The following is a 21,645-nucleotide window of genomic DNA, read 5'->3' on the forward strand; positions in this document are numbered from 1 at the left end:
CAGCCTGGCGGACCGCGCTGCGCCCTCAGACCCGGGCGGACTTGCGGTTTTTGGCCGCTGGCTTGGCCGCGGCGGCCTTCTTGACCGGCACCGCCTTGCGCGCAGCACGCGCTGGCGCTGGCGCTTTGGCAGTGGTGGGCTTGGCCGTGGCCGTGGCCGTGTCGGGCTGGTGCGCACGGATGAAGGACTTCACCACGGGGTGGACCATCTCGCGCCAGCGCCGGCCGCTGAAGATGCCGTAGTGCCCGGCGCCCGGCGCCTCGTAGTGCATGCGGTGGGACTTGGCGATACCGGTGCAGAGCTGGTGCGCGGCAGCGGTCTGGCCCGAGCCGGAAATGTCGTCCAGTTCACCTTCGATGGTGAGCAGGGCGGTGCGGGTGATGTCCTGCGGGCGGACGCGCTCTTGCTCGCCGGCCTCGTCTTTCACATCCCAGGTGCCGTTGACCAGCTTGAAATCCTGGAACACTGTCTCGATCGTTTCAAGGTAGTAGTCGGCGTCCATGTCAAGCACGGCGTTGTACTCGTCGTAGAACTTGCGGTGGCTCTCCACGCTCTCGTTGTCGCCTTTGACAAGATCCTTGAAGTAGTCGTAGTGGCTGCTGGCGTGGCGGTCGGGGTTCATGGCCACAAAGCCGGTGTGTTGCAGGAAGCCGGGGTACACGCGACGGCCCGCGCCAGGGAAGTTGTCCGGCACGCGGTAGATCACGTTGTTCTCGAACCACTGGTGGCTGCGCTGCGTGGCCAGGTTGTTCACCGCCGTGGGCGATTTGCGCGCGTCGATCGGGCCGCCCATCATCGTCATGGACCAGGGTGTGGTCTCGCCCCGGCTGGCCATCAGCGAGACAGCCGCCAGCACCGGCACGGTGGGCTGGCAGACGCTGATCACATGGCAATTGCCGTAGCCTTTTTGCAGGTAGCGGATGAACTCCTGCACATAGTTCACGTAGTCGTCGAGGTGGAACGACCCATCGGCCAAGGGCACCAGTCGCGCATTTTTCCAGTCGGTGATGTAGACCTTGTGGTCTTTGAGCATGGTGCGGACCGTGTCGCGCAACAGGGTGGCGTAGTGACCTGAGAGTGGCGCCACGATCAGCACCACGGGTTGCCCCTTGAGCTTGGCCAGGGTGTCGGTATCGTCTGAAAAGCGCTTGAAACGGCGCAACTCGCAAAACGGCTTGTCGATCTCGATGCGTTCGTGGATCGCGACCTCCACGCCATCCACGTTCACGGTATGAATGCCGAACACGGGCTTTTCGTAATCTTTGCCCAGACGGTGCATGAGGTCGTAGCCGGCGGAGATGCGCTGGGCTCCGGGCAGCTGGGCCAGCGGCAGCATGGGGTTGCTGTACAGCTTGGCGGCCACTTCGGCCAGATCTGCAAACGGCTCCATGATGGAGCGCTGGGTTTCGTAAATCTGATACAGCATGGATGAGAACCGACTCGTTATGTTGCAGTGCAATATAGCAGCATGTCAAAGGCCCTGTCAGGGTGATAACACCTAGGGCCAGTTCACGCTATTTTCCACCCCATTCGCACTGGGAAAAATGGTGTGAACAGGCCCTTATCTTCGAGTTCACCTGTCACCTTCGTGAAAGAATGAAGCCTGAGTTCGCATGACACATACCCAACCAGCCATGACCATCACCCACCAACCCGTATTGTTCGTGGGACACGGCAGTCCCATGAACGCCATCGAAGACAACGCCTGGCGGCGCCAATGGCAGGCCATGGGTCGTGAGCTGCTGTCCCGCGGCACGCGGCCCAGCCTGATTTTGTGCATATCCGCCCACTGGCTCACCGACGGCTGGACGCTCACTGCCATGAGCAACCCCCGAACCATCCACGATTTTGGCGGCTTCCCGCAGGCGCTGTTCGACCAGCGGTACCCCGCCCCGGGCGCACCGGCGATGGCGCGGGCCATCAGCGAGCAGGTGCGCCAACCCGGCAGCGGTGCGCCGCTGGCGCTCGATGAAGGCGAATGGGGCCTGGACCACGGCGCCTGGTCGGTGCTTCTGCCCATGTTCCCCGAAGCGGACATTCCGGTGGTCCAGCTCAGCATGGACTACCGCCGCCCGGCCGCCGAGCACCTCGCGGTGGGGCGCCAGCTGGCGAAGCTGCGTGAGCAGGGCGTATTGATTGTGGGCAGCGGCAACGTGGTTCACAACCTGCGCACCATGCGCTGGAACGCCTCCGCTGACCAGGCCTACGATTGGGCGATCGAGTTCGACCGCGTCACGGCCGAGCACATCGCTGCCGGGCGCATCGACTCGCTGGCGGACTTTCAGCAACTCGGCTCGGTGGCGCAGATGGCACACCCGAGCTGGGAGCACTACCTGCCGCTGCTCTATGCGGCGGGCGCAGCCAGCGCCGACGAGGCCCCGACTTTCTTCAACGAAGGTTTCCAGGGCGCCTCGATTTCCATGCGATCGGTGATCTGGGGTTGAACCAGCGAGGACGTCACGTGGCAGGATGCAGCGCCCGGCCAGTCGCGAGGCGGCACAGGCGGCGTCAAACCACCTTCGCGATCGCCTGGCACACGTAGTCGATGTTCTTGCTGTTCAGCGCAGCCACGCACATGCGGCCGGTGTCGGTGCCGTAGACACCGAATTCGCTGCGCAGACGCACCATCTGGTCCTTGGTGAGACCGGAGTAGCTGAACATGCCGATCTGGCTGGTGATGAATCCCATGTCCTGCTTCACACCAGCGGCCTTGAGTCCGTCCACCAGCTTCTGGCGCATCGCCTTGATGCGCACACGCATCTCGCCCAGTTCCTTTTCCCACTGGGCGCGCAGATCGGGGTTGTTCAGCACGGCTGCGACCACCGCGCCGCCGTGGATGGGCGGGTTGGAGTAGTTGGTGCGGATCACGATCTTGAGTTGCGAGAGGACGCGCGAGGCTTCCTCGGCGTTTTCGCACAGCACCGAGAGGGCCCCCACGCGCTCGCCGTACAGGCTGAAGCTCTTGGAGAACGAGGTGGACACAAAGAAGGTGAGGCCCGCAGCGACGAATTTCCCAATGACCGCGCCGTCTTCGGCAATCCCGTGGCCAAAACCCTGGTAGGCCATGTCCAGGAAGGGCGTGAGCCCGCGGGCCTCGACCACCGCGACCACCTGGTCCCACTGCGCCGGCGTGATGTCGTAGCCGGTGGGGTTGTGGCAGCAGGCGTGCAGCACGGCGATCGTGCCGGGCGCTGCTGCGTTCAGGCTGGCAAGCATGCCTTCGAAGTTCACACCGCGCTTGGCGGCATCGTAATAAGCGTAGGTGTCGACCTTGAAGCCTGCGTTGGTGAACAGCGCGCGGTGGTTTTCCCAGCTCGGGTCGCTGATCAGCACGGTGGCGCCGGGATTGAGGCGGTGCAGGAAATCGGCGCCGATCTTGAGGCCACCCGTGCCGCCAATGGCCTGGACCGTGGCCACGCGGCCCGATTTCACCGGCTCGGATTCGGCGCCAAACACCAGGCTCTTGACGGCCGCGTCGTAGGCTGCAATGCCGTCGATGGGCAGGTAGCCGCGGGCGGAGGGCTTGTCCATCATGGCCTTTTCGGCGGCCTGAACGCACTGCAGCAGAGGCAGCTTGCCGTTGTCGTCGAAGTACACACCGACACCGAGGTTGACTTTATTGGGGTTGGTGTCGGCGGCAAATTGTTCGTTCAGACCCAGAATCGGGTCGCGGGGCGCCATCTCGACGGCGGAGAAGAGGGACATGCTGGATTTCCTGGGGGAGGTTGGTGTCGGAAGCAGGCGGCATTTTACCGGTTGGGTTTCGGTGTCCTGAGCTTTGCTGGTGTGTGACCAAGTGCGCAGGAAATGCCTCTGAGCGTGAGCTTGTGCATGGCCTTCCAGACTTTGGTTAACACGTCACTGAATGCAGATAGTAAATAGGATGCCGTCTGGGGTATATTCAAAAAAGACCGTTAACTTTTATTAACATTTCACTGCTTTTGGAGGAAATGAGCCATGCAAAGACATACTTCAGGACTCATCCGCGCCGTCGTGCCCCGACTGGCCTTGATGGCTTCGGCGCTGGCTCTTGCAGGTTGCGCCAGTTTCGGTTCTTCGCATCCTCCGGCGCCCGCCGTGGCCTCGACCGCCGCTTACAACTACGTGGTCGGGCCGGGTGATGTTCTCAACATCAACGTCTGGCGCAATCCCGAACTGTCCTCCACCGTGCCGGTCCGTCCGGACGGCAAGGTGTCCACTCCGCTGGTGGACGAGTTGGTGGCACAAGGCAAGACATCTTCGGAAATTGCTCGCGACGTCGAGAAAGCCCTGGGCAAGTTCGTGCGTGACCCGGTGGTCACAGTGATCGTGACCACGTTTGTCGGCCCCTACAGCGAACAGATTCGCGTGGTAGGCGAAGCCACCCGTCCGCAGTTCCTGCCCTACAAGCAGAAGATGACGGTGATGGACGTGATGATTGCCGCAGGCGGCCTGACCGACTTCGCCGACGGCAACAAGGCCACCATCGTGCGCGCTGCCGAAGGCAACAAGCGCTACAGCGTGCGACTGCAGGACCTCATCAAGCGTGGCGACATTTCCGCCAACGTGGAAATGCTGCCTGGCGACATCCTGATCATCCCGCAGGGCTGGTTCTGATCCTTGCGCCACTGGCGCCCACCGGTCGGTCTCCGGTCCGGCCGGCCGCACCGCTCATTCGCTGTCACACACGGTTGCCTGCATGCACGACCTCATCAATCAAATCACGACCTACCTGAGGGGCATGTGGAAGTACCGCCGCCTCGGCGTGCTGGTGGCCTGGCTGGTCGCTGGCGCGGCTGCGGTGGGCGTGATGCTCATTCCCGATCGTTATGAGGCCTCGGCGCGTGTCTACGTGGATACGCAATCCATCTTGCGCCCCCTGATGGCGGGCCTGACGGTGCAGCCCGACGTCCAGCAGCAGGTGACGATGCTCAGCCGCACGCTGATCAACCGCCCGACGGTGGAGAAGCTTGTTCGCATGGCCGACCTGGACCTGAGCGCGAAATCCAAGGAGGAGCAGGAACAGCTCATCGCGCAGGTCACGAAGTCGGTATCCATCGAGTCAGCGGGCCGCGACAACCTGTATCGGTTGGCTTACCGAGGTGAAAGCCCCGACAAGGCGCTGCGCGTGGTGAGCTCCCTGCTCACCATCTTCGTCGAGTCCAGCATGGGCAATTCCAAGTCGGACTCTGAAGGTGCGCGCCGCTTCATCGAGGAGCAGATCAAGAACTACGAAGCCAAGCTCAGCGAAGCCGAGACGCGTTTGAAGGAATTCAGGCTCCGCAATCTGGACATGCAGGCGCAGGGCGGCCTGGACATGGCTGGACGCATGGCGGAGATTTCCAACACATTGAGCCAGGCCCGCCTTGAGCTTCGAGAAGCCACCAGTGCTCGCGAAGCCGCGGCCAGGCAACTGGAGGCGGTGCGCGCTGCGCAACGCAACACGGCGTCGCAACCCACCACCTCGTTCGCCACACCCGAGACCGACCTGCGCATCAGCGACCTCAAGCGGAGCCTCGATGCGCTGCTGCAGCGGTTCACGGAGCAACATCCCGATGTGCTCAACACGCGGCGCCTGATCCGCGAGCTGGAAGAGCAGAAGCGGCGCGAAATTGCAGAGCTGCAGCGCGCTGCGGCGGCCAACCCGGGGCAGCCCCTGGTGTCCGTGAATCCGGCGGTGCAGGAGTTGGCGCGCATCCATTCGGCGGCCGAGGTGCAGGTGGCGTCGTTGCAGGCGCGCGTTTCCGAATTTGAATCGCGTGCTGCGAAGGCGCGTGAGCAGATGAAGGTGGCACCCCAGATGGAGGCCGAGCTGGCGCAGCTCAACCGCGACTACGAGATCCATCGCAAGAACTATGAGGATCTCGTGTCGAGGCGTGAGTCGATCACCATGAGCGGGGAACTTGAAAGTGCCTCCAGTCTGGCGGACTTCAGGGTGATTGATCCGCCGCGCGCAGAGAGCAAACCGGTGGCCCCCAATCGGGTCCTGCTCATGCCGCTCGCTCTGATGCTTGCACTGGGCTCCGGCCTGGCGTTTACTTTCCTCATGAGTCAGGTTCGCCCTGTGTTCTTTGATGCAAACACTTTGCGCAGCTCGACCGAGCTGCCATTGCTCGGTGTCGTGACTTTGGTCAAGAACGATTCCTTTCGCCAGCGCGAGCGTCGCAGCCTGATGCGGTTTGCTGCGTCGGTGGCGTTCCTGGTGTTGGTGTTTCTGGTCGGCATGGCACTGCTGTCTTACCGATCCGGCCTTGTGAGGTGATTGGAAATCATGACCAGTCTGATTGAAAAAGCAGCCCTTCGCCTGGAACAACTGCGCCAGGCGGGTGTGGACACCGCTGCCCTGGAGGTGGCAAATGCGCCAGCTTCATCCACGCCGGCGGTCTCTGCCGCTCAGGCGCCCGCGGCAACAACCGCTTCGCCCAAGGCTTCGTCCACACCGTCACCGGAGGTGGTGTCCAAGGCAGTTCACATCAACCTGGCGGCGTTGACCGCCGAGGGCTACGTGACGCCCAACGCACCGCGGTCCGCCATTGCTGACCAGTACCGCGTGATCAAACGGCCTCTGCTGGCCAATGCCACCGGCAAAGGGGCCTCCGTGGTGCCCAACGGCAACCGCATCATGATCACCAGTGCCATGCCTGGTGAGGGCAAAAGTTTCACCGCTGTCAATCTGGCCATGAGCATTGCCATGGAGCTGGACTATCGCGTTTTACTGGTGGATGCCGATGTGGCGCGGCCCTCGCTCATGAAAGCATTTGGCTTGCCAGCGGGCCCGGGTTTGCTGGACCTGTTGCTCGGCGACAAGGTGGAAATGTCGGACGTGTTGTTGCGGACCAACGTCGACAAGCTCAGCCTGCTCCCCAGCGGAACGCCCCACCCGCGCGCTACCGAGTTGTTGGCGAGCGATGCCATGACCGATCTGATCGAAGAAATGGGGCAGCGCTATCCGGACCGCATCATCATTTTTGATTCGCCTCCGTTGCTTTTGACCACCGAGGCGCGCGTGCTGGCCACCCACATGGGTCAGGTCGTCGTCGTCGTGCAGGCAGAGAAAACCTTGCAGTCACAAGTCCGCCATGCCATGACGACCATCGAGTCCTGCCCGATCAAGCTGATGCTGCTCAATCAGGCGCGCGGTGGGGATCAAGACGCTTATGGATACGGATACGGCTATGGCTACGGATATGGCCAGTCCGTTGGCCAGCCTGCGGAGTCCAACGCGACAATGGCTGTTTCTGCATGATGGCGATGAGGGAGTCTGTTGCGATGACACCAACTATGCGAACGCGAGCCCTGAGTCTGCCGGCGCAGCGCACGCTGGTGGTGGCCTGCTGCACGGCGTTGTCTTCCATGTGCCATTTGCAGGCGTTTGCCCAGGACGCCACGCAGCCACCGGCTGCTGCCGAGGTTCCGCCGCGAGCAGGCATCTGGGTGGAGCCCCGCGTCACGGTGGGCGCGACGTTGACCAACAATGGCACGCTGGCCTCCACGAACCCGCAAAGTGAACAGGTGTTGGAGGTCAGCCCTGGCGTTCGGGCGATCCTGAACAAACCGCGCGCCAAGGGCTTCTTCGACTATTCGCTGACGTCGCTTTATCACGCGCAAGGCACCTCTGGCGACAATTTCCGCAACGCGCTCAATGCCAACATGACGTTCGAAGCGGTGGACAACACCGTTTTCCTGGATGCGTCCGGAATCATGTCTGACGAGGTGATTTCGGCTTTCGGCACCCAATCCTCTGGCCGATCCGATATCAACCGGGCCTCAACAGCCAGTTTTCGACTGTCACCCTACGTTAGGGGGACATTGGGCGGAAGAGTCAACTATGAACTGCGCTACAGCGCGGAAGCCCTCGACACCGACGCTGCAGTCCGCTCAGACATCACGGTGCAGAGTCTGTCGGTTCGGATGCGCAGCGAACTCACGGGGCAGTCATTGGGCTGGTCGTTCGATGCTTCAACGCAGGACGCCGAATATTCATTGGGTCGCCGAACCCGGTCCGACACCGTTCAAGGCGGTCTGCTCTACGCGCTGAACCCGCAAGTCCTCGTCACCGTTACCGCTGGCGTGGAGGCCAACGACGTGATCACGCTCACGCGCGAGTCCTACAACACCGCCGGCCTCAACTTCGATTGGCGCCCCTCCGACCGAACGCGACTGCAGGCAGGTATTCAAAGGCGCTACTTTGGAACCGGGCACAACGTTTCCTTCGAGCATCGGACCGGTCGCACGGTCTGGCGCTACACCGATACGCGAGATGTGGTGAACAGCCCGCTGGAGTCCGCAGACGCTTCTCTGGGCTCCATCTATGGGCTGCTGGACAGTCTCTACACGTCGCAGGAGCCCGACCCGATTCGCCGCGCGCAACTGGTCGAGGCGGAGTTGGTGCGGCTTGGCCTGCCCCCCGATGCCAGAGTCTTCCAGAGCTTCCTGTCCTCTTCGGCCACACTGGATCGCTCTCAGCAGCTCTCCGTTGCACTCGTGGGGCAACGTGATGTGATCACCCTCAGTCTGGGCCGTGGCGATTCACGGCGCCTGGACCCGACGCTCAATCTGGGGGACGACTTCGACATCGGTGGCCCGATTCGCCAGCAATCATGGGGGGTCAACTACGCCCACCGGCTCACGCCCATCACCACCTACACCATCGGATTGGCTTCGCAGAAGAACAAGAGCACGGTTGCGGGACTGGACAATCGCCTGACGTCATTCACGCTTGGCCTGTCCACTCGCATCAGCCTGCGCACCAGTGGCAGCCTTCAGTTCCAGAGAACGGACTACGACCGGGCCATTGGCTCTTACGGTGAAACCGCCATCTCGGCCTTCATCACGCACCGATTCTGATTCCATGTACGAAGCGTATTACGGGTTGAGCAGCAAGCCTTTTCAGCTCAATCCAGACCCCCGTTTTTATTACAGCAGCAAGCCTCACCGGCGCGCGCGCTCGTACCTGGTGTACGGCGTCATGCGCGGCGAGGGCTTCATCGTCATCACCGGTGAGGTTGGCGCGGGCAAGACCACCATTGTTCGCGACCTGCTCGACAGCCTGGAAAACGGCTCGGTGGTGGCGGCGCATCTGGTGAGCACGCAACTGGGCGCGGACGATGCGCTCAAGCTGGTGTGCGCGGCGTTCGGCGTGGCCGTGCGTGGCTCGAGCAAGGCCGACATGCTCATGGCGCTGGAGGCCTTCTTCATCACGCAGACCACCCAGGGCAAGCGCTGCCTGCTCATCGTGGACGAAGCGCAGAACCTTCAGCACCTGGCGGTGGAAGAGCTGCGCATGCTGTCGAACTTCCAGTTCGGCGAGCAGGCCCTGTTGCAAACCTTCCTGGTGGGTCAACCTGAGTTCCGCAACATCCTGCAAGGCCCTGGTATGTTGCAGCTTCGTCAGCGCGTTACGGCCCGCTGCCACCTCGGCCCGCTGGACGAGGAAGACACCCGCGCCTACATCGAGCACCGCCTCAAGTGCGCGGGTGCCACCGACAAGCCGACTTTCGATCCCGCCGTGTTTCCGGCGATCTTTCAGCACAGCGGCGGCATTCCCCGGCGCATCAACACGATCTGCGATCGGCTGTTGCTGCAGGGCTATCTTGCAGAAACGCCGCACCTCACGCTGGACGCACTGAACGAGGTGGTGGCCGAGATGCACGCCGAGAGCGCGGTCGCCACCGTCGAGCCGGTGGAGACCGAGGACCGCTGGGCGCACCTCCCCAAAGCCAGCGAGGGCGCCGCAGCCCGTCCCTCGCTGGTGGACGGCATCGGTCCGGAAGACCTCGACCTTGATCCAGCACTGATCGACGGCATCAGCGAGGAATTGACCAAGGTCTCGGCCGAGCAGCTCAGCACCCGGCTGCTGCGCATGGAGCGCAGCGTGCTGCGCCAGGAGCGCGTGAGCCTGGAGATCCTGGGCGCGCTCAAGAAGATCGTGGCGGCCACGCGCAAACCGCGTGGCAACAGCGGGGCCTGACCGCTGGAGGGGATCGAATGAGCTCGACTTCGCCCATCATCAATGCGCTCACCATCGACGTGGAGGATTACTTCCAGGTCTCGGCGATGGCGCCATACATCGACCGTGCGCATTGGGACCAGCGCGAATGTCGCGTCGAGCGCAACATCGACCGCATCCTGCGCCTGCTGGCCGACCACAACACCCACGCCACCTTTTTCACGCTGGGCTGGGTGGCCGAGCGTTATCCGGACATGGTGCGTCGCATCGTGCGCGAGGGTCATGAACTGGCCAGCCATGGCTATGGCCATCAGCGCGTCACAGACCTCAGCGAGCCGGAGTTCTTCGAGGACATCCACCGAGCCAAAGCGCTGCTGGAGGACATCGGGGGTCTGCCGGTGCTGGGTTACCGCGCACCCAGCTTTTCCATCGGGGCAGACAACCTCTGGGCGCTGGACACGCTGCTGCGCGCGGGATACCAATACAGCTCCAGCATCTACCCGGTGCAGCACGACCACTACGGCATGCCCGATGCACCGCGCTTTGCCTACGCGCCGCGCGATGGCCTGCTGGAGGTGCCGCCCACGACCTTGCGCCTTTTCAACCGCAACCTGCCTTCCAGTGGTGGCGGGTATTTCCGCCTGCTGCCATATTCGATCTCCCGCTGGATGCTCCGGCAGGTCAACCGCCGCGATGCGCAGTCGGCCATCTTTTACTTTCACCCCTGGGAAATCGACGCCGGTCAGCCCCGTGTGCCCGGCATCAACCTCAAGACGCGCTTTCGGCATTACGTGAACATCGGGCGCACCGAGCAGCGCCTGGCGCGTCTGCTGCAAGATTTTCGCTGGGGCCGCATGGACCGGATCTTCCTTCCAGGTCGCGCGCGAGAGGTGTCCGTTGTCTGACGCTGCCGCGCTGCGCATTCTTCGCCTTGACAGCGCCCAGCCCGAACAGGTGGCACGCTGGGAGGCTTTCGTGCTCGCCCATCCGCAGGCCACGTTCTTTCACCGCGCGGGCTGGCAAAAGATCATTCGCGAGGTCTTTCGGCACGACACCTACTTCCTGTACGCTGAAGCGCCCGATGGCGAGATCCAGGGAGTGCTGCCGCTGGCGCACGTGAACAGCCGCCTGTTCGGCAACGCGCTGACCGGCCTGCCGTTCGCAGTTTATGGTGGCGCGGCTGCCCAGACCGAAGAGGCCGCCACCGCCCTTGAGGCCGAAGCCCAGCGCCTGGCCATCGAGCTGGGGACCGACCACCTGGAACTGCGCCACATGGAACGCCGCCACACCGACTGGCCGGTGCAGGACCTCTACGTCACCTTCCGCAAGGCCATCCTGCCCAGGGAAGAAGACAACATGCTGGCCATTCCGCGCAAGCAGCGCGCCATGGTGCGCAAGGGCATCAAGAATGGCCTGACCTCCCATCTCGATCCCGACGTCGGCCGCTTCTTCAGCCTCTACGCCGACAACGTGCATCGCCATGGCACACCCGCCATGCCCAGGCGCTACTTCCAGGCCTTGATGGACACCTTTGGCCCGGATTGCGAGGTGTTGACCGTTTGCTCTGCCGAAGGTCGGCCGCTCTCCAGTGTGTTGAGCTTCTATTTCCGCGACGAGGTGCTGCCGTACTACGCAGGCGACGACGAGGCCGCGCGCGACCTGGCCGCCAACGACTTCAAATATTGGGAACTCATGCGCATGGCCTGTGCGCGTGGGCTCAAGGTGTTTGACTACGGCCGCAGCAAGGAAGGCACCGGCCCCTATGCATTCAAGCGGAACTGGGGATTCGAGCCAACGCCGCTGCACTACGAATACCGCCTCTACAAGCGCGAGAGCATTCCGCAGAACAACCCGGCGAATGCCAAGTACAAGTTGCTGATTGCCACCTGGCGCCGCATGCCGCTGGGCCTGGCGAACTGGCTGGGACCTTTCATCGTCCGGAACCTGGGATAGCGGCATGGCAAACCTGCTCTACCTGGTGCATCGCCTGCCTTACCCGCCGAACAAGGGCGACAAGGTGCGTTCCTACCACCTGCTTCGCCATTTGCTGCGCCAGCACCGCGTGTTCCTGGGTACCTTCATCGACGACCCGGACGATGAGCAGCACCTGCCCACCCTCAAGGCCTTGTGTCCGGACCTGCACGTGGAGCGCATTCAGCCGCGGCTGGCCAAGGTGAAGAGCCTGGGTGGTCTGCTGCGTGGTGAGGCGCTCACGCTGGCCTACTACCGCAGCGCGGGCATGCAGCGCTGGGTGGACAAGGTGGCGGCCTCGCACGAGCTGCAAGCCAGCGTGGTGTTTTCCTCCGCCATGGCGCCGTACGCGCAGTCGCTCGCGCCCGAGGTGCCCATGCTGGTGGACTTTGTTGACGTGGACTCGGCGAAGTGGACGCAATATGCACCCGCGCACCGCTGGCCGCTCTCCAGCCTCTACCGCCGTGAGGGCGCTCAGCTGCTGGCCTACGAGCGCGCCGTGGCGGCCCAGTCGCGCCGCTCCTTTTTCGTCACGCCCAATGAGACCGCGCTGTTCGTCTCGCAGGCACCCGAGTGTGCTGACGTGGTGCAGTCGATCAGCAATGGAGTGGACGCGGATTTCTTCGAGCCAGACCCGGTGCGCGTCAACCCTTTCGCCTCCGGCGAGCAAGCGGTGGTGTTCACCGGCGCCATGGACTACTGGCCCAACATCGACGGTGTGAGCTGGTTTGTGGCCGACATGCTGCCGCGTCTGCGCGCCCAGTGGCCACGTGCGCGTTTCTACATCGTGGGCCGAAGCCCTTCGCCGCAGGTGCTGGCGCTGGCCGGGGAGCATGTGGTGGTCACCGGCACGGTGCCTGACGTGCGACCCTACCTGCAACATGCCTCTGCCGTGGTGGCACCGCTGCGTGTGGCGCGAGGCATTCAGAACAAGATTCTGGAAGCCATGGCAATGGGGCAACCGGTGGTGACCGTGCCTTCGTGCGCCGAAGCCATCGGCGCCACGTCTGCACAGGGCTTGCTGCAGGCCGACTCGCCAGAAGCGTTCGTTCAGGCATTGCGGCCGCTGATGGACGATGCCGCCCATGCACAGGCGCTGGGCCGCGAGGCCCGCCAGTTCGTGCTGGCGGGCTACAGCTGGCATGCCCATCTGAGCGGCATCGACGCCTGTCTCGCCGATGCTGCACCCAAGGCGCTGGCCCATGCCTGATTTCGGCAAACTGCCCCACCACTGGCGTGTCCCGCTGGCCAGCCTGACGGCGCTGGTGCTGGCCACGATCTGGTTGTACAGAGACACCGCCTGGGGCATGGCCACCATCTGGTCCGAACGCGACACCTACACCCACGGTTTCGTCGTGCCGCTGATCTCGGCCTGGCTGGTCTGGCGCATGCGCCATGCGCTGGCGCCAATGCTGCCCCGACCTTCCCCATGGGCCTGGGCGCTCATGCTCGGGCCCGCTCTGCTCTGGCTTGCCGGTGACCTGGTGGCGGTGAATGCGGCCAGCCAGGCTGCGCTGATGGCGCAACTTGTGTTGTGCGTGCCGGCGGTGTTGGGCTGGCAGGCGACGCGGGCGATGGCCTTTCCGCTCGGATTTTTGTTCTTTGCCGTGCCCGTGGGGGACTTCATGTTGCCCCAGCTGGTGGAATGGACCGCCGATTTCACCGTGGCCGCATTGCGGCTCAGTGGTGTGCCCGTGTACCGAGACGGCCAGCACTTCGTGATTCCTTCGGGCTCGTGGTCCGTGGTGGAGGGCTGCAGCGGCATCCGCTACCTGATTGCATCGGTCACCGTGGGTACCTTGTTCGCCTACCTCAGCTACAAGGACACGAAGCGACGCCTGATGTTTGTGGGCGTCTCGATCGTGGTGCCCCTGGTGGCGAACTGGCTGCGTGCCTACATGATCGTGATGATTGGCCACCTCTCCAACAACCAGTTGGCGGTGGGCGTGGACCACATCATCTATGGCTGGCTGTTCTTTGGCGTGGTCATTCTGGTGATGCTGTTCATCGGTGCCCGTTGGGCCGATGCACCTCAGGCCACGCTGGAACCTGCTGACGCGATGCCTGGGGTGAGCCGAATGCCCACAGGACCTTCGCTCGGGCGCAGCAGCCTGATCGCCATGACGGTCGCGCTGTTGGTGGTGGCCTCGCCCCATCTGGCCCGGCAGGCATTGGCATTGGGCACCAATCCGGAGCCCGTGCAATTGGCACCGGTTCGGGCCAACGCGCCTTGGCAGTCGGTGGATTCGCCGCCGAGCGACTGGGTGCCTGCCTTCCAGCACGCTTCCGCCTCGGCCCATGCCGGCTACCTGGGGCCCCAGGGCCAGCAGGTCGGACTGCACCTCAGCTACTACCGCCAGCAGGACCGTGAGCGCAAGCTCGTCAGTTCCGTCAACCTGCTCGTGCAACAAGATGATCCTCATTGGGCACTGGCGTCCGAAGGCAGTGCACAGGCCACGCTGGCGGGCACCGACCTGCGCGTGAGTGAGACCATTCTGCGGCAATGGGTGGCCAGCAAGGGAAGCGGTGGACAACGCCTGCTGCTTTGGCGTTTCTACGAGGTCAACGACCGGTTCACTGCCAGCGACGTGCGCGCCAAACTCGAAGGTGTGCGGGGCTTGCTGGGCGGGGAGGGCGACGACGGCGCCATCGTGGTGGTGTACACGGCTTTGCGCACCGACCTGACCGAGGTTCAGGCCGTCGCGGCGGGGCGCGCCGTCTTGCAGGATTTTCTGCACAGCCAGGCTGGTTCACTGAAAACCGCGCTGGCGCAAACCCAGGAGGCGCCCTGATCATGTGCGGCATCTCCGGCCTTTTCGACACCCAGGGTCAGCGCGATTTCGATCACGCGCTGGCTTCGCGCATCAACAACATCCAGGCCCACCGTGGCCCCGATGAGGACGACCTTCACTTCGAGCCTGGCCTGGCGCTGGGCCATCGGCGTCTCTCGGTGATCGACCTGGCCACCGGCCAGCAGCCGCTCTTCAACCAGGACGGCAGCGTCGGCATCGTCTTCAACGGCGAGATCTACAACTTTCAGGAACTGGTGCCCGAGCTCAGGGCGCTGGGTCACGTGTTTCGCACGCGCAGCGACACCGAGGTGATCGTGAAGGCCTGGGAGGCCTGGGGGCCAGCCTGCGTGCACCGCCTGCGCGGCATGTTTGCGTTTGCCTTGTGGGACCGGCGGCAGCAGACCCTGTTCCTCGCCCGTGACCGCATGGGCGTCAAGCCCATGCATTACGCCTGGCTGCCCGATGGAACGTTCATCTTCGGCTCCGAGCTCAAGGTGGTCACTGCGCATCCAGCTTTCGCGCGCGAGATCGACCCGCTGGCGGTGGAAGACTACTTTGCGCTCGGCTACGTACCCGACCCGCGCTGCATCTACCGCAACGCGTTCAAGCTGCCTGCTGCGCACACGCTCACCCTGCGCCGTGGTGACGCCAAGCCGGCTCAGCCCGTTCCCTATTGGGACGTGCGCTTCACCAACGACAGCCGCATGTCGCAAGCCGACACCGAAGCCGAGTTGCGTGAGCGCATTCGCGAATCGGTTCGGCTTCGCCTGATCTCCGACGTGCCCCTGGGCGCGTTTCTGTCAGGCGGCGTCGATTCCAGTGCAGTGGTTGCCACCATGGCAGGCCTGTCCGAAAAGCCGGTGCAGACCTGCGCCATCGGCTTTGATGACCCGCGCTTCAACGAGTCTGCCTACGCCCAGCAAGTGGCCGACCGCTACCACACCGATCACCGCCTGGAGATCGTCAAGAGTGAGGACTTCGATCTCATCGACACCCTGGCGCGACTCTACGACGAGCCCTATGCCGACAGCTCTGCGATCCCGACCTACCGCGTCTGCGAGATGGCGCGCAAGCATGTGACCGTTGCGCTTTCCGGAGATGGCGGCGACGAAAGCCTGGGCGGCTACAGGCGCTACCGCATGCACCTGGGCGAAGAGCGCGTGCGCAGCCGCCTGCCCCATGGCGTACGCCGGCCCGTCTTTGGCGCGCTTGGTCAGGTCTATCCCAAGGCCGACTGGGCGCCGCGCATGTTTCGCGCCAAGACGACTTTCCAGGCCATGGCCATGAACAGCGTACAGGCCTACCACCACAGCATGTCCCACCTGCGCACCGATCAGCGCCTGCGGCTGTTCTCGTCCAGTTTTCAGCGCAGCCTGGGTGGCTACCACTCTATCGAGGTGTTTCATCATCACGCCAGGCAGGCGCAGACCGATGACCCACTGGCCTTGATCCAGTACCTGGACTACAAGACCTGGCTGGTGGGCGACATCAACACCAAGGTCGATCGCGCCAGCATGGCGCACTCGCTGGAAGTTCGCGAGCCGCTCATGGATCATCAGCTCATCGAATGGCTGGCCACGCTGCCCAGCGACCTCAAGATCCACGATGGCCAGGGCAAATACGTGTTCAAGAAGGCGTTCGAGCCGCTGCTGCCGAACGACATCCTGTATCGGCCGAAGATGGGGTTCTCCGTGCCTCTGGCGAGCTGGCTGCGCGGGCCGCTGGCACAGCGCATGCGCGACTCGGTGCTGAGCCCTCGGATGCTGGCCTCGGGCTACTTCAATGCGCAGACGCTGCAAACCCTCGTGGAACAGCACCTTGGCGGCCACCACGACCACTCCACGCCGTTGTGGATGCTGATCATGTTCGATGCCTTCCTGCGGCAAGCCGAACAACGGCCGACTTCATGAACGCGGGTCCGCGCCGCCGGCGCATCGTTCACGTGGTTTACAGCTTCGCCGTGGGCGGGCTGGAAAATGTCATCGTTCAGCTCATCAACCGGCTGCCAGCCGATCGCTTCGAGCATGTGGTGCTCTCGCTCACCACGATCAGCGACTTCCGGTCGCGCATCCAGCCGCCCGACGTGAGATTCATCGAATTGCGAAAGCCCCCGGGCCACGCGGTACCCCTCTATCCACGCATCTACAGGTTGCTGCGTGAACTCCGACCTGAAGTGGTTCACACCTGCAACCTTGCGGCGCTGGAGGTTGCGCCCCTGGCGTGGCTGGCGCGCGTGCCGCTGCGCATTCACGCCGAGCATGGCTGGGATGCCCACGATCCGCAGGGCCGGAATCCGCGCTATCAGCGCCTACGCAAGCTCTACAGACCTTTCGTGAGCCACTACGTGGCGGTGTCCAGGGATCTGGACGACTACCTGGGCGAGAAGGTCGGCGTGCTGCCCGCGCGGCGCAGCCTGATTGCCAACGGCGTGGACACCGATGTGTTTTCCCCCGGACCGCTCGTGGCTGTGCCCGGGTGCCCCTTCGTGCCCGGCAGGCACTGGCTCGTGGGCACGGTGGGGCGGCTGCAGACCGTCAAGAACCAGCCTCTCCTGGCACGCGCATTCGTTCGCTTGCTGCGCGAGCACCCGCAGGCCGCCCAGCGAGCGCGCCTGGTGGTGGTGGGCGAAGGCCCCTTGCGACAGCCAGTGGAGGCGATCCTGGCAGAGGCGGGCATGCAAGACCTGGCCTGGCTGCCCGGTTCGCGGGACGACGTGGCCGCCGTGCTGCGCATGCTCGATTGTTTCGTGCTGCCATCGCAGGCCGAAGGCACGTCTTGCACTTTGCAAGAAGCCATGGCCAGCGGCCTGCCCGCCGTGGCCACCGACGTCGGCGGCACACCCGACCTGGTGGAGGAGGGCGTGACGGGTCACCTGGTCGCGTCGGACGACGTGGCTGCTCTGGCCGACGGCATCTGGCGTTGCCTGGAGCACCCCGAGCGCAGCCAGGCCATGGGCCGAGTTGCTCGCGAGCGAGCTCGATCGCGCTTTGGCATGGACGCCATGGTGCGACCTTACGAACGTCTTTTTTCAGGGGGTTTGCTGTGAAACCGTCCTTCAACGCCAAGAGCACGCTGATCATGGGAGCCCTCTGGACGGTGGGCTCCCGCTGGGCCATCAAGGGCATCGGATTCCTGAACACCGTGATCATGGCGCGCCTGCTGGTGCCAGAAGACTACGGCGTGGTGGCCATTGCCATGCTGATCGTCAGTTTCATTCAGGCGCTTGTGGATTTTGGTGCGGCCAACGCTCTGTTGCGCAAGGACACGGTGGGCCGTGACGAAGTGGACTCCGCCTGGACGCTTCGAGTCCTCCAAAGCATTGCAGTGGGGGCCTTGCTGCTGACAATCGCGCCGTTGGCTGCAGACGGGTTCACTGAACCGCGAGTTCAGGAGGTGCTGTTCGCCCTGGCCTTGTGCGTGATGTTGCATGGCTTCAGCAACATCGGCATGACGCTCGCCGAGAAGGCGTTCAATTTCTCCCTGGACTTCAAGCTCAACGTCATCTCGAAGACCTTGAGCGTTCTCGCCACGGTGAGTGCCGGCTTCTGGCTGGGCGACTACCGGGCACTGGTGATCGGGATCGGAACCGGCTACATCAGCGGCCTCGTGCTGAGCTACTGGCTGCACCCGTACCGACCGCGCTGGAACACCAGCAAGATCGCCGAGATCTGGGCCGTCACCAAATGGCTCATGTTGGCGGGGCTGGGCACGTTTCTCCTGCGCAAGAGCGATGAGGTCCTCGCTGCCCGCTATGGCACCACAGCCGAGTATGGAACCTACAACGTGGGAGCCGACCTGGGTTCATTGCCCATCGGGGAACTGGGGCCCGCCATGATGCGCGCGTTTCTGCCCGTCCTGACCTCCATGCAGGACGATGTGCGGCGCACCAATGACGTGGTGGTCAAGACGCTCGCTGCGGTGAATGCGATCACGCTGCCCATAGGGATGGGAGTGGCCGCGCTGGCGGTGCCCATCACCGGACTTCTTCTGGGGCCGAAGTGGTCAGATGCCGCCCCGTTTGTCGCTGTGTTCGGCATGGTCGGCTGTGTGCAGTTCCTGATGAATCCGCTCGCGGCATTGCTGTTCATGCGAGGCCACACCAGGGTGCAGAACCGTGTCGTGTGGATCGAGTTCGGGTGTTTTGCGCTGCTGGCCTTCGTGCTGGTTCCTCAAATGCACCTGATCGGACTGGCCTGGGCGCGCCTTTTTGCGAGCATGCTGAATGCACTGATCACGGTGATCACTGCCAAGGTCTGCTGCGGGATTCGTCCAATGGGGGTTCTGGGTGCCCTTTGGCGCCCGTTGTCGGGGGCATGTGCCATGTATGCTCTTGTCGTCCAGCTGGGGCAGCATGGGCCTGACGGCATCGCGGGCGTGTTGACGGGAGTGTGTCTGGGCGCGCTTTTCTACGCCGCATGGTTGGCCAGCACCTGGTACTTTGCGGGAAAGCCCGATGGCCTGGAGTCGATCGCATTGGGCTTCCTGAAGCAGAGGCGTGCCGTGAAGGTTGATCGTGTCGAGGCGCAATCCAGCATGTCTGCCCTGTGACCTCGTGTGGACCAGTGGACGTATCCAGGGTGGAGTTGAAATCAGATGAAAGTCATGTTTGTGTTCGGGACGCGTCCCGAAGCCATCAAGATGGCACCGGTGATCAAGGCGTTCCAGGCCGCCGCGCCGGCCATCCAGACCCTGGTCTGCGTCACCGCACAGCATCGCGAGATGCTGGATCAGGTGCTGCAACTGTTCGAGATCGTGCCCGACCACGACCTCAACATCATGAAGCCTGGTCAGGATCTGTTCGACATCACCTGCAATATCCTTGCCGGCCTCAAACCCGTACTGGCCAGCGAGAAGCCCGATCTGGTGCTGGTGCATGGCGACACCACCACCACGCTGGCCGCAAGCTTGGCGGCGTATTACTCGCGCACTGCCGTGGGACATGTGGAGGCCGGTTTGCGCACCGGCAACAAACACGCGCCATTTCCAGAGGAAATCAACCGCAAGCTCACCGGTGCGGTGGCCGACCTGCATTTCGCGCCCACCGAGGCGGCGCGCTCCAACCTGTTGCGAGAGGGCGTGGACCCCGGCTCCATCTCGGTCACGGGCAACACCGTCATTGACGCGCTGGTGGCCGTGGCCCAGCGGTTGAAGGAACAGGCCAGCCTTCGAGACGAACTGGGGCGACGTTTCGACTTTCTGGATCCGGCCAAGCGCTTGATCCTGGTCACAGGGCATCGGCGTGAGAATTTCGGCGAGGGATTCGAACACATCTGTCAGGCGCTCGCGGACATCGCCGAAGCCGAGCCGGGCGTGGAGATCCTGTACCCGGTGCACTTGAATCCCAATGTGCGCAAACCCGTGGCCGACATCCTGGCTGCGCGCCGGCTGACCAACGTGCACCTGATCGACCCGGTGGACTACCTGCCCTTCGTCTACCTCATGACGCAGGCTCACCTCATCGTGACCGACAGCGGCGGCGTGCAGGAAGAGGCCCCCTCGCTGGGCAAGCCCGTGTTGGTGATGCGCGAAACCACCGAGCGCCCGGAGGCCGTGGCGGCCGGAACCGTGATATTGGTCGGCACTTCGAGGGATCGCATCGTCAAGGAGACCCTCAACCTGCTCCACAATCCTGCAGCGTACGCCGCCATGTCGCAGGCGCACAACCCCTATGGCGATGGCCACGCCGCCGGACGCATCGTCCAGGCCGTGCTGTCCACGAAAGAAAGTTAACCGTGCAACGCATCAGTCAGAAAATTGTCGTGATGGGCCTGGGCTACATCGGCCTGCCCACAGCTTCCATGTTGGCCACCAAAGGGCATCAGGTCCTGGGTGTGGACGTGAACCAGAAGGCGGTGGACACCATCAACTCGGGCCGCATCCACATCATCGAGCCCGACCTGGACATTCTGGTGCGCTCGGCGGTCAACAGCGGCAACCTCAAGGCGTCCACCGAACCGGAAGAGGGCGACACCTTCATCATCGCCGTGCCCACGCCCTTCATGGAAGTGGACGGCAACCCCAAGGCGCCCGACCTGTCCTATGTGAAGGCCGCCACGCGCGCCATCGTGCCCTACCTGCGGCCCGGCAACCTGGTGATTCTGGAATCCACCTCACCGGTGGGCACCACCGAACTGATCCACCGCATCATCGTGCAGACCCGCCCTGAACTGGACGGACAGATCCACGCAGCTCACTGCCCGGAGCGTGTGCTGCCAGGCCACATCCTGCGCGAGCTGGTAGACAACGACCGCATCATCGGTGGCCTGAACAAGGCGGCGAGTGCGAAGGCATCCGAACTCTACAAGAGCTTCTGCAACGGCGCCATCCTGCTCACGGACAGCAAGACCGCTGAACTCTCCAAGCTGGTGGAGAACTCGTTTCGCGACGTCAACATTGCCTTTGCCAACGAACTTTCCGTGATCTGCGATCACCTGGACATCAATGTCTGGGAAACGATCTCCCTGGCCAACCGCCATCCGCGAGTCAACATCCTGCAGCCCGGCCCTGGCGTGGGCGGCCATTGCATTGCGGTCGATCCCTGGTTCATCGTGTCTTCTGCGCCCGATCAGGCCCGGCTCATCCGCACGGCACGGCAGGTCAACGACGCCAAGCCTCATTGGGTGATCGACAAGGTCAAGGCCAAGGCGGCGCGCTTCAAGGAGCCGGTGATCGGCTGCCTGGGCATCACCTTCAAGGCCAACATCGACGACATGCGCGAATCGCCCGCGCTGGACATCGTGCGCGAGCTGCAGCGCGATCAGGTGGGCAAGCTGCTGGTATGCGATCCGAACGTGAGCATCGACAAGGTGGACTTTCCACTCACGCCGCTCAAGCAGTTGCTGAAGGAAGCCGACATTCTGTTGCTGCTGGTGGACCACGCCGAGTTCAAGGACATCGCCCTGGACACCCTGCGCGACAAGGTGGTGATCGACACCCGCGGCGTGCTGCGCTGAA

Annotated in this window: 17 protein-coding genes; 15 read left to right on the forward strand and 2 right to left on the reverse strand. The window is 63.5% G+C overall.

Translation table 11 applies throughout. From position 1 onward, the window contains the following. Positions 1 to 25 precede the first annotated feature (25 nt). Positions 26 to 1,426 carry a polyhydroxyalkanoate depolymerase gene (locus tag AB7F11_RS08975; protein ID WP_428290380.1) on the reverse strand — a complete coding sequence of 467 codons (1,401 nt, stop codon included), beginning with the start codon at positions 1,424 to 1,426 and terminating at the stop codon, positions 26 to 28. Positions 1,427 to 1,613: 187 nt separating this feature from the next. Between AB7F11_RS08975 and ygiD the strand changes: the two genes are divergently transcribed. Then, complete coding sequence (gene ygiD / locus AB7F11_RS08980; RefSeq protein WP_428290379.1) at positions 1,614 to 2,444, forward strand: 4,5-DOPA dioxygenase extradiol; 831 nt, start codon at positions 1,614 to 1,616, stop codon at positions 2,442 to 2,444. Between the two features lie 64 nt (positions 2,445 to 2,508). Here ygiD and AB7F11_RS08985 read toward each other — a convergent pair whose 3' ends face one another. After that, positions 2,509 to 3,705 carry an amino acid aminotransferase gene (locus AB7F11_RS08985; protein ID WP_428290378.1) on the reverse strand — a complete coding sequence of 399 codons (1,197 nt, stop codon included), beginning with the start codon at positions 3,703 to 3,705 and terminating at the stop codon, positions 2,509 to 2,511. A gap of 252 nt (positions 3,706 to 3,957) precedes the next feature. Between AB7F11_RS08985 and AB7F11_RS08990 the strand changes: the two genes are divergently transcribed. The 14 genes from AB7F11_RS08990 to wecC all read left to right on the forward strand — a co-directional run bounded on the left by AB7F11_RS08990 (position 3,958) and on the right by wecC (position 21,644). Then, a complete protein-coding gene (locus AB7F11_RS08990; RefSeq protein WP_428290377.1) occupies positions 3,958 to 4,596 on the forward strand; it encodes an XrtA/PEP-CTERM system exopolysaccharide export protein in 639 nt (212 codons plus the stop codon). Between the two features lie 82 nt (positions 4,597 to 4,678). Beyond that, positions 4,679 to 6,241, forward strand: a complete 1,563-nt coding sequence (locus tag AB7F11_RS08995; RefSeq protein WP_428290376.1) for an XrtA system polysaccharide chain length determinant — start codon at positions 4,679 to 4,681, stop codon at positions 6,239 to 6,241. 9 nt (positions 6,242 to 6,250) lie between these two features. Next, a complete protein-coding gene (locus tag AB7F11_RS09000) occupies positions 6,251 to 7,225 on the forward strand; it encodes an XrtA-associated tyrosine autokinase (RefSeq protein WP_428290375.1) in 975 nt (324 codons plus the stop codon). A gap of 23 nt (positions 7,226 to 7,248) precedes the next feature. Further along, positions 7,249 to 8,826, forward strand: coding sequence for a TIGR03016 family PEP-CTERM system-associated outer membrane protein (locus tag AB7F11_RS09005; RefSeq protein WP_428300735.1), 1,578 nt, complete (start codon positions 7,249 to 7,251; stop codon positions 8,824 to 8,826). A gap of 4 nt (positions 8,827 to 8,830) precedes the next feature. Continuing rightward, positions 8,831 to 9,949, forward strand: a complete 1,119-nt coding sequence (locus AB7F11_RS09010; RefSeq protein ID WP_428290373.1) for an XrtA/PEP-CTERM system-associated ATPase — start codon at positions 8,831 to 8,833, stop codon at positions 9,947 to 9,949. A gap of 17 nt (positions 9,950 to 9,966) precedes the next feature. Further along, entirely contained in the window at positions 9,967 to 10,833 is an 867-nt protein-coding gene (locus AB7F11_RS09015; RefSeq protein ID WP_428290372.1) for an XrtA system polysaccharide deacetylase, read from the forward strand. Next, complete coding sequence (locus tag AB7F11_RS09020) at positions 10,826 to 11,881, forward strand: FemAB family XrtA/PEP-CTERM system-associated protein (RefSeq protein WP_428290371.1); 1,056 nt, start codon at positions 10,826 to 10,828, stop codon at positions 11,879 to 11,881. The genes AB7F11_RS09015 and AB7F11_RS09020 overlap by 8 nt, the downstream gene beginning before the upstream one ends. A 4-nt stretch (positions 11,882 to 11,885) precedes the next feature. Further along, on the forward strand, positions 11,886 to 13,109 hold the full coding sequence (locus AB7F11_RS09025) for a TIGR03087 family PEP-CTERM/XrtA system glycosyltransferase (RefSeq protein WP_428290370.1): 1,224 nt from the start codon (positions 11,886 to 11,888) through the stop codon (positions 13,107 to 13,109). Beyond that, the gene (xrtA, locus tag AB7F11_RS09030; protein ID WP_428290369.1) at positions 13,102 to 14,691 is read left to right on the forward strand and encodes an exosortase A; all 1,590 of its coding nucleotides are present in this window, start codon (positions 13,102 to 13,104) and stop codon (positions 14,689 to 14,691) included. Before AB7F11_RS09025 ends, xrtA begins: the two co-directional genes overlap by 8 nt. A gap of 2 nt (positions 14,692 to 14,693) precedes the next feature. Further along, complete coding sequence (locus AB7F11_RS09035) at positions 14,694 to 16,601, forward strand: XrtA/PEP-CTERM system amidotransferase (RefSeq protein ID WP_428290368.1); 1,908 nt, start codon at positions 14,694 to 14,696, stop codon at positions 16,599 to 16,601. Beyond that, complete coding sequence (locus AB7F11_RS09040) at positions 16,598 to 17,737, forward strand: TIGR03088 family PEP-CTERM/XrtA system glycosyltransferase (RefSeq protein WP_428290367.1); 1,140 nt, start codon at positions 16,598 to 16,600, stop codon at positions 17,735 to 17,737. The genes AB7F11_RS09035 and AB7F11_RS09040 overlap by 4 nt, the downstream gene beginning before the upstream one ends. After that, entirely contained in the window at positions 17,734 to 19,239 is a 1,506-nt protein-coding gene (locus AB7F11_RS09045) for a lipopolysaccharide biosynthesis protein (protein ID WP_428290366.1), read from the forward strand. The genes AB7F11_RS09040 and AB7F11_RS09045 overlap by 4 nt, the downstream gene beginning before the upstream one ends. 45 nt (positions 19,240 to 19,284) lie before the next feature. Beyond that, on the forward strand, positions 19,285 to 20,421 hold the full coding sequence (wecB, locus tag AB7F11_RS09050; RefSeq protein WP_428290365.1) for a non-hydrolyzing UDP-N-acetylglucosamine 2-epimerase: 1,137 nt from the start codon (positions 19,285 to 19,287) through the stop codon (positions 20,419 to 20,421). A gap of 2 nt (positions 20,422 to 20,423) precedes the next feature. Continuing rightward, the gene (gene wecC, locus AB7F11_RS09055; RefSeq protein ID WP_428290364.1) at positions 20,424 to 21,644 is read left to right on the forward strand and encodes a UDP-N-acetyl-D-mannosamine dehydrogenase; all 1,221 of its coding nucleotides are present in this window, start codon (positions 20,424 to 20,426) and stop codon (positions 21,642 to 21,644) included. Position 21,645 lies beyond the last annotated feature (1 nt).

Source organism: Hydrogenophaga sp. (genome assembly GCF_050250835.1).
In the GTDB taxonomy this organism is placed as follows: Bacteria; Pseudomonadota; Gammaproteobacteria; order Burkholderiales; family Burkholderiaceae_C; genus Hydrogenophaga.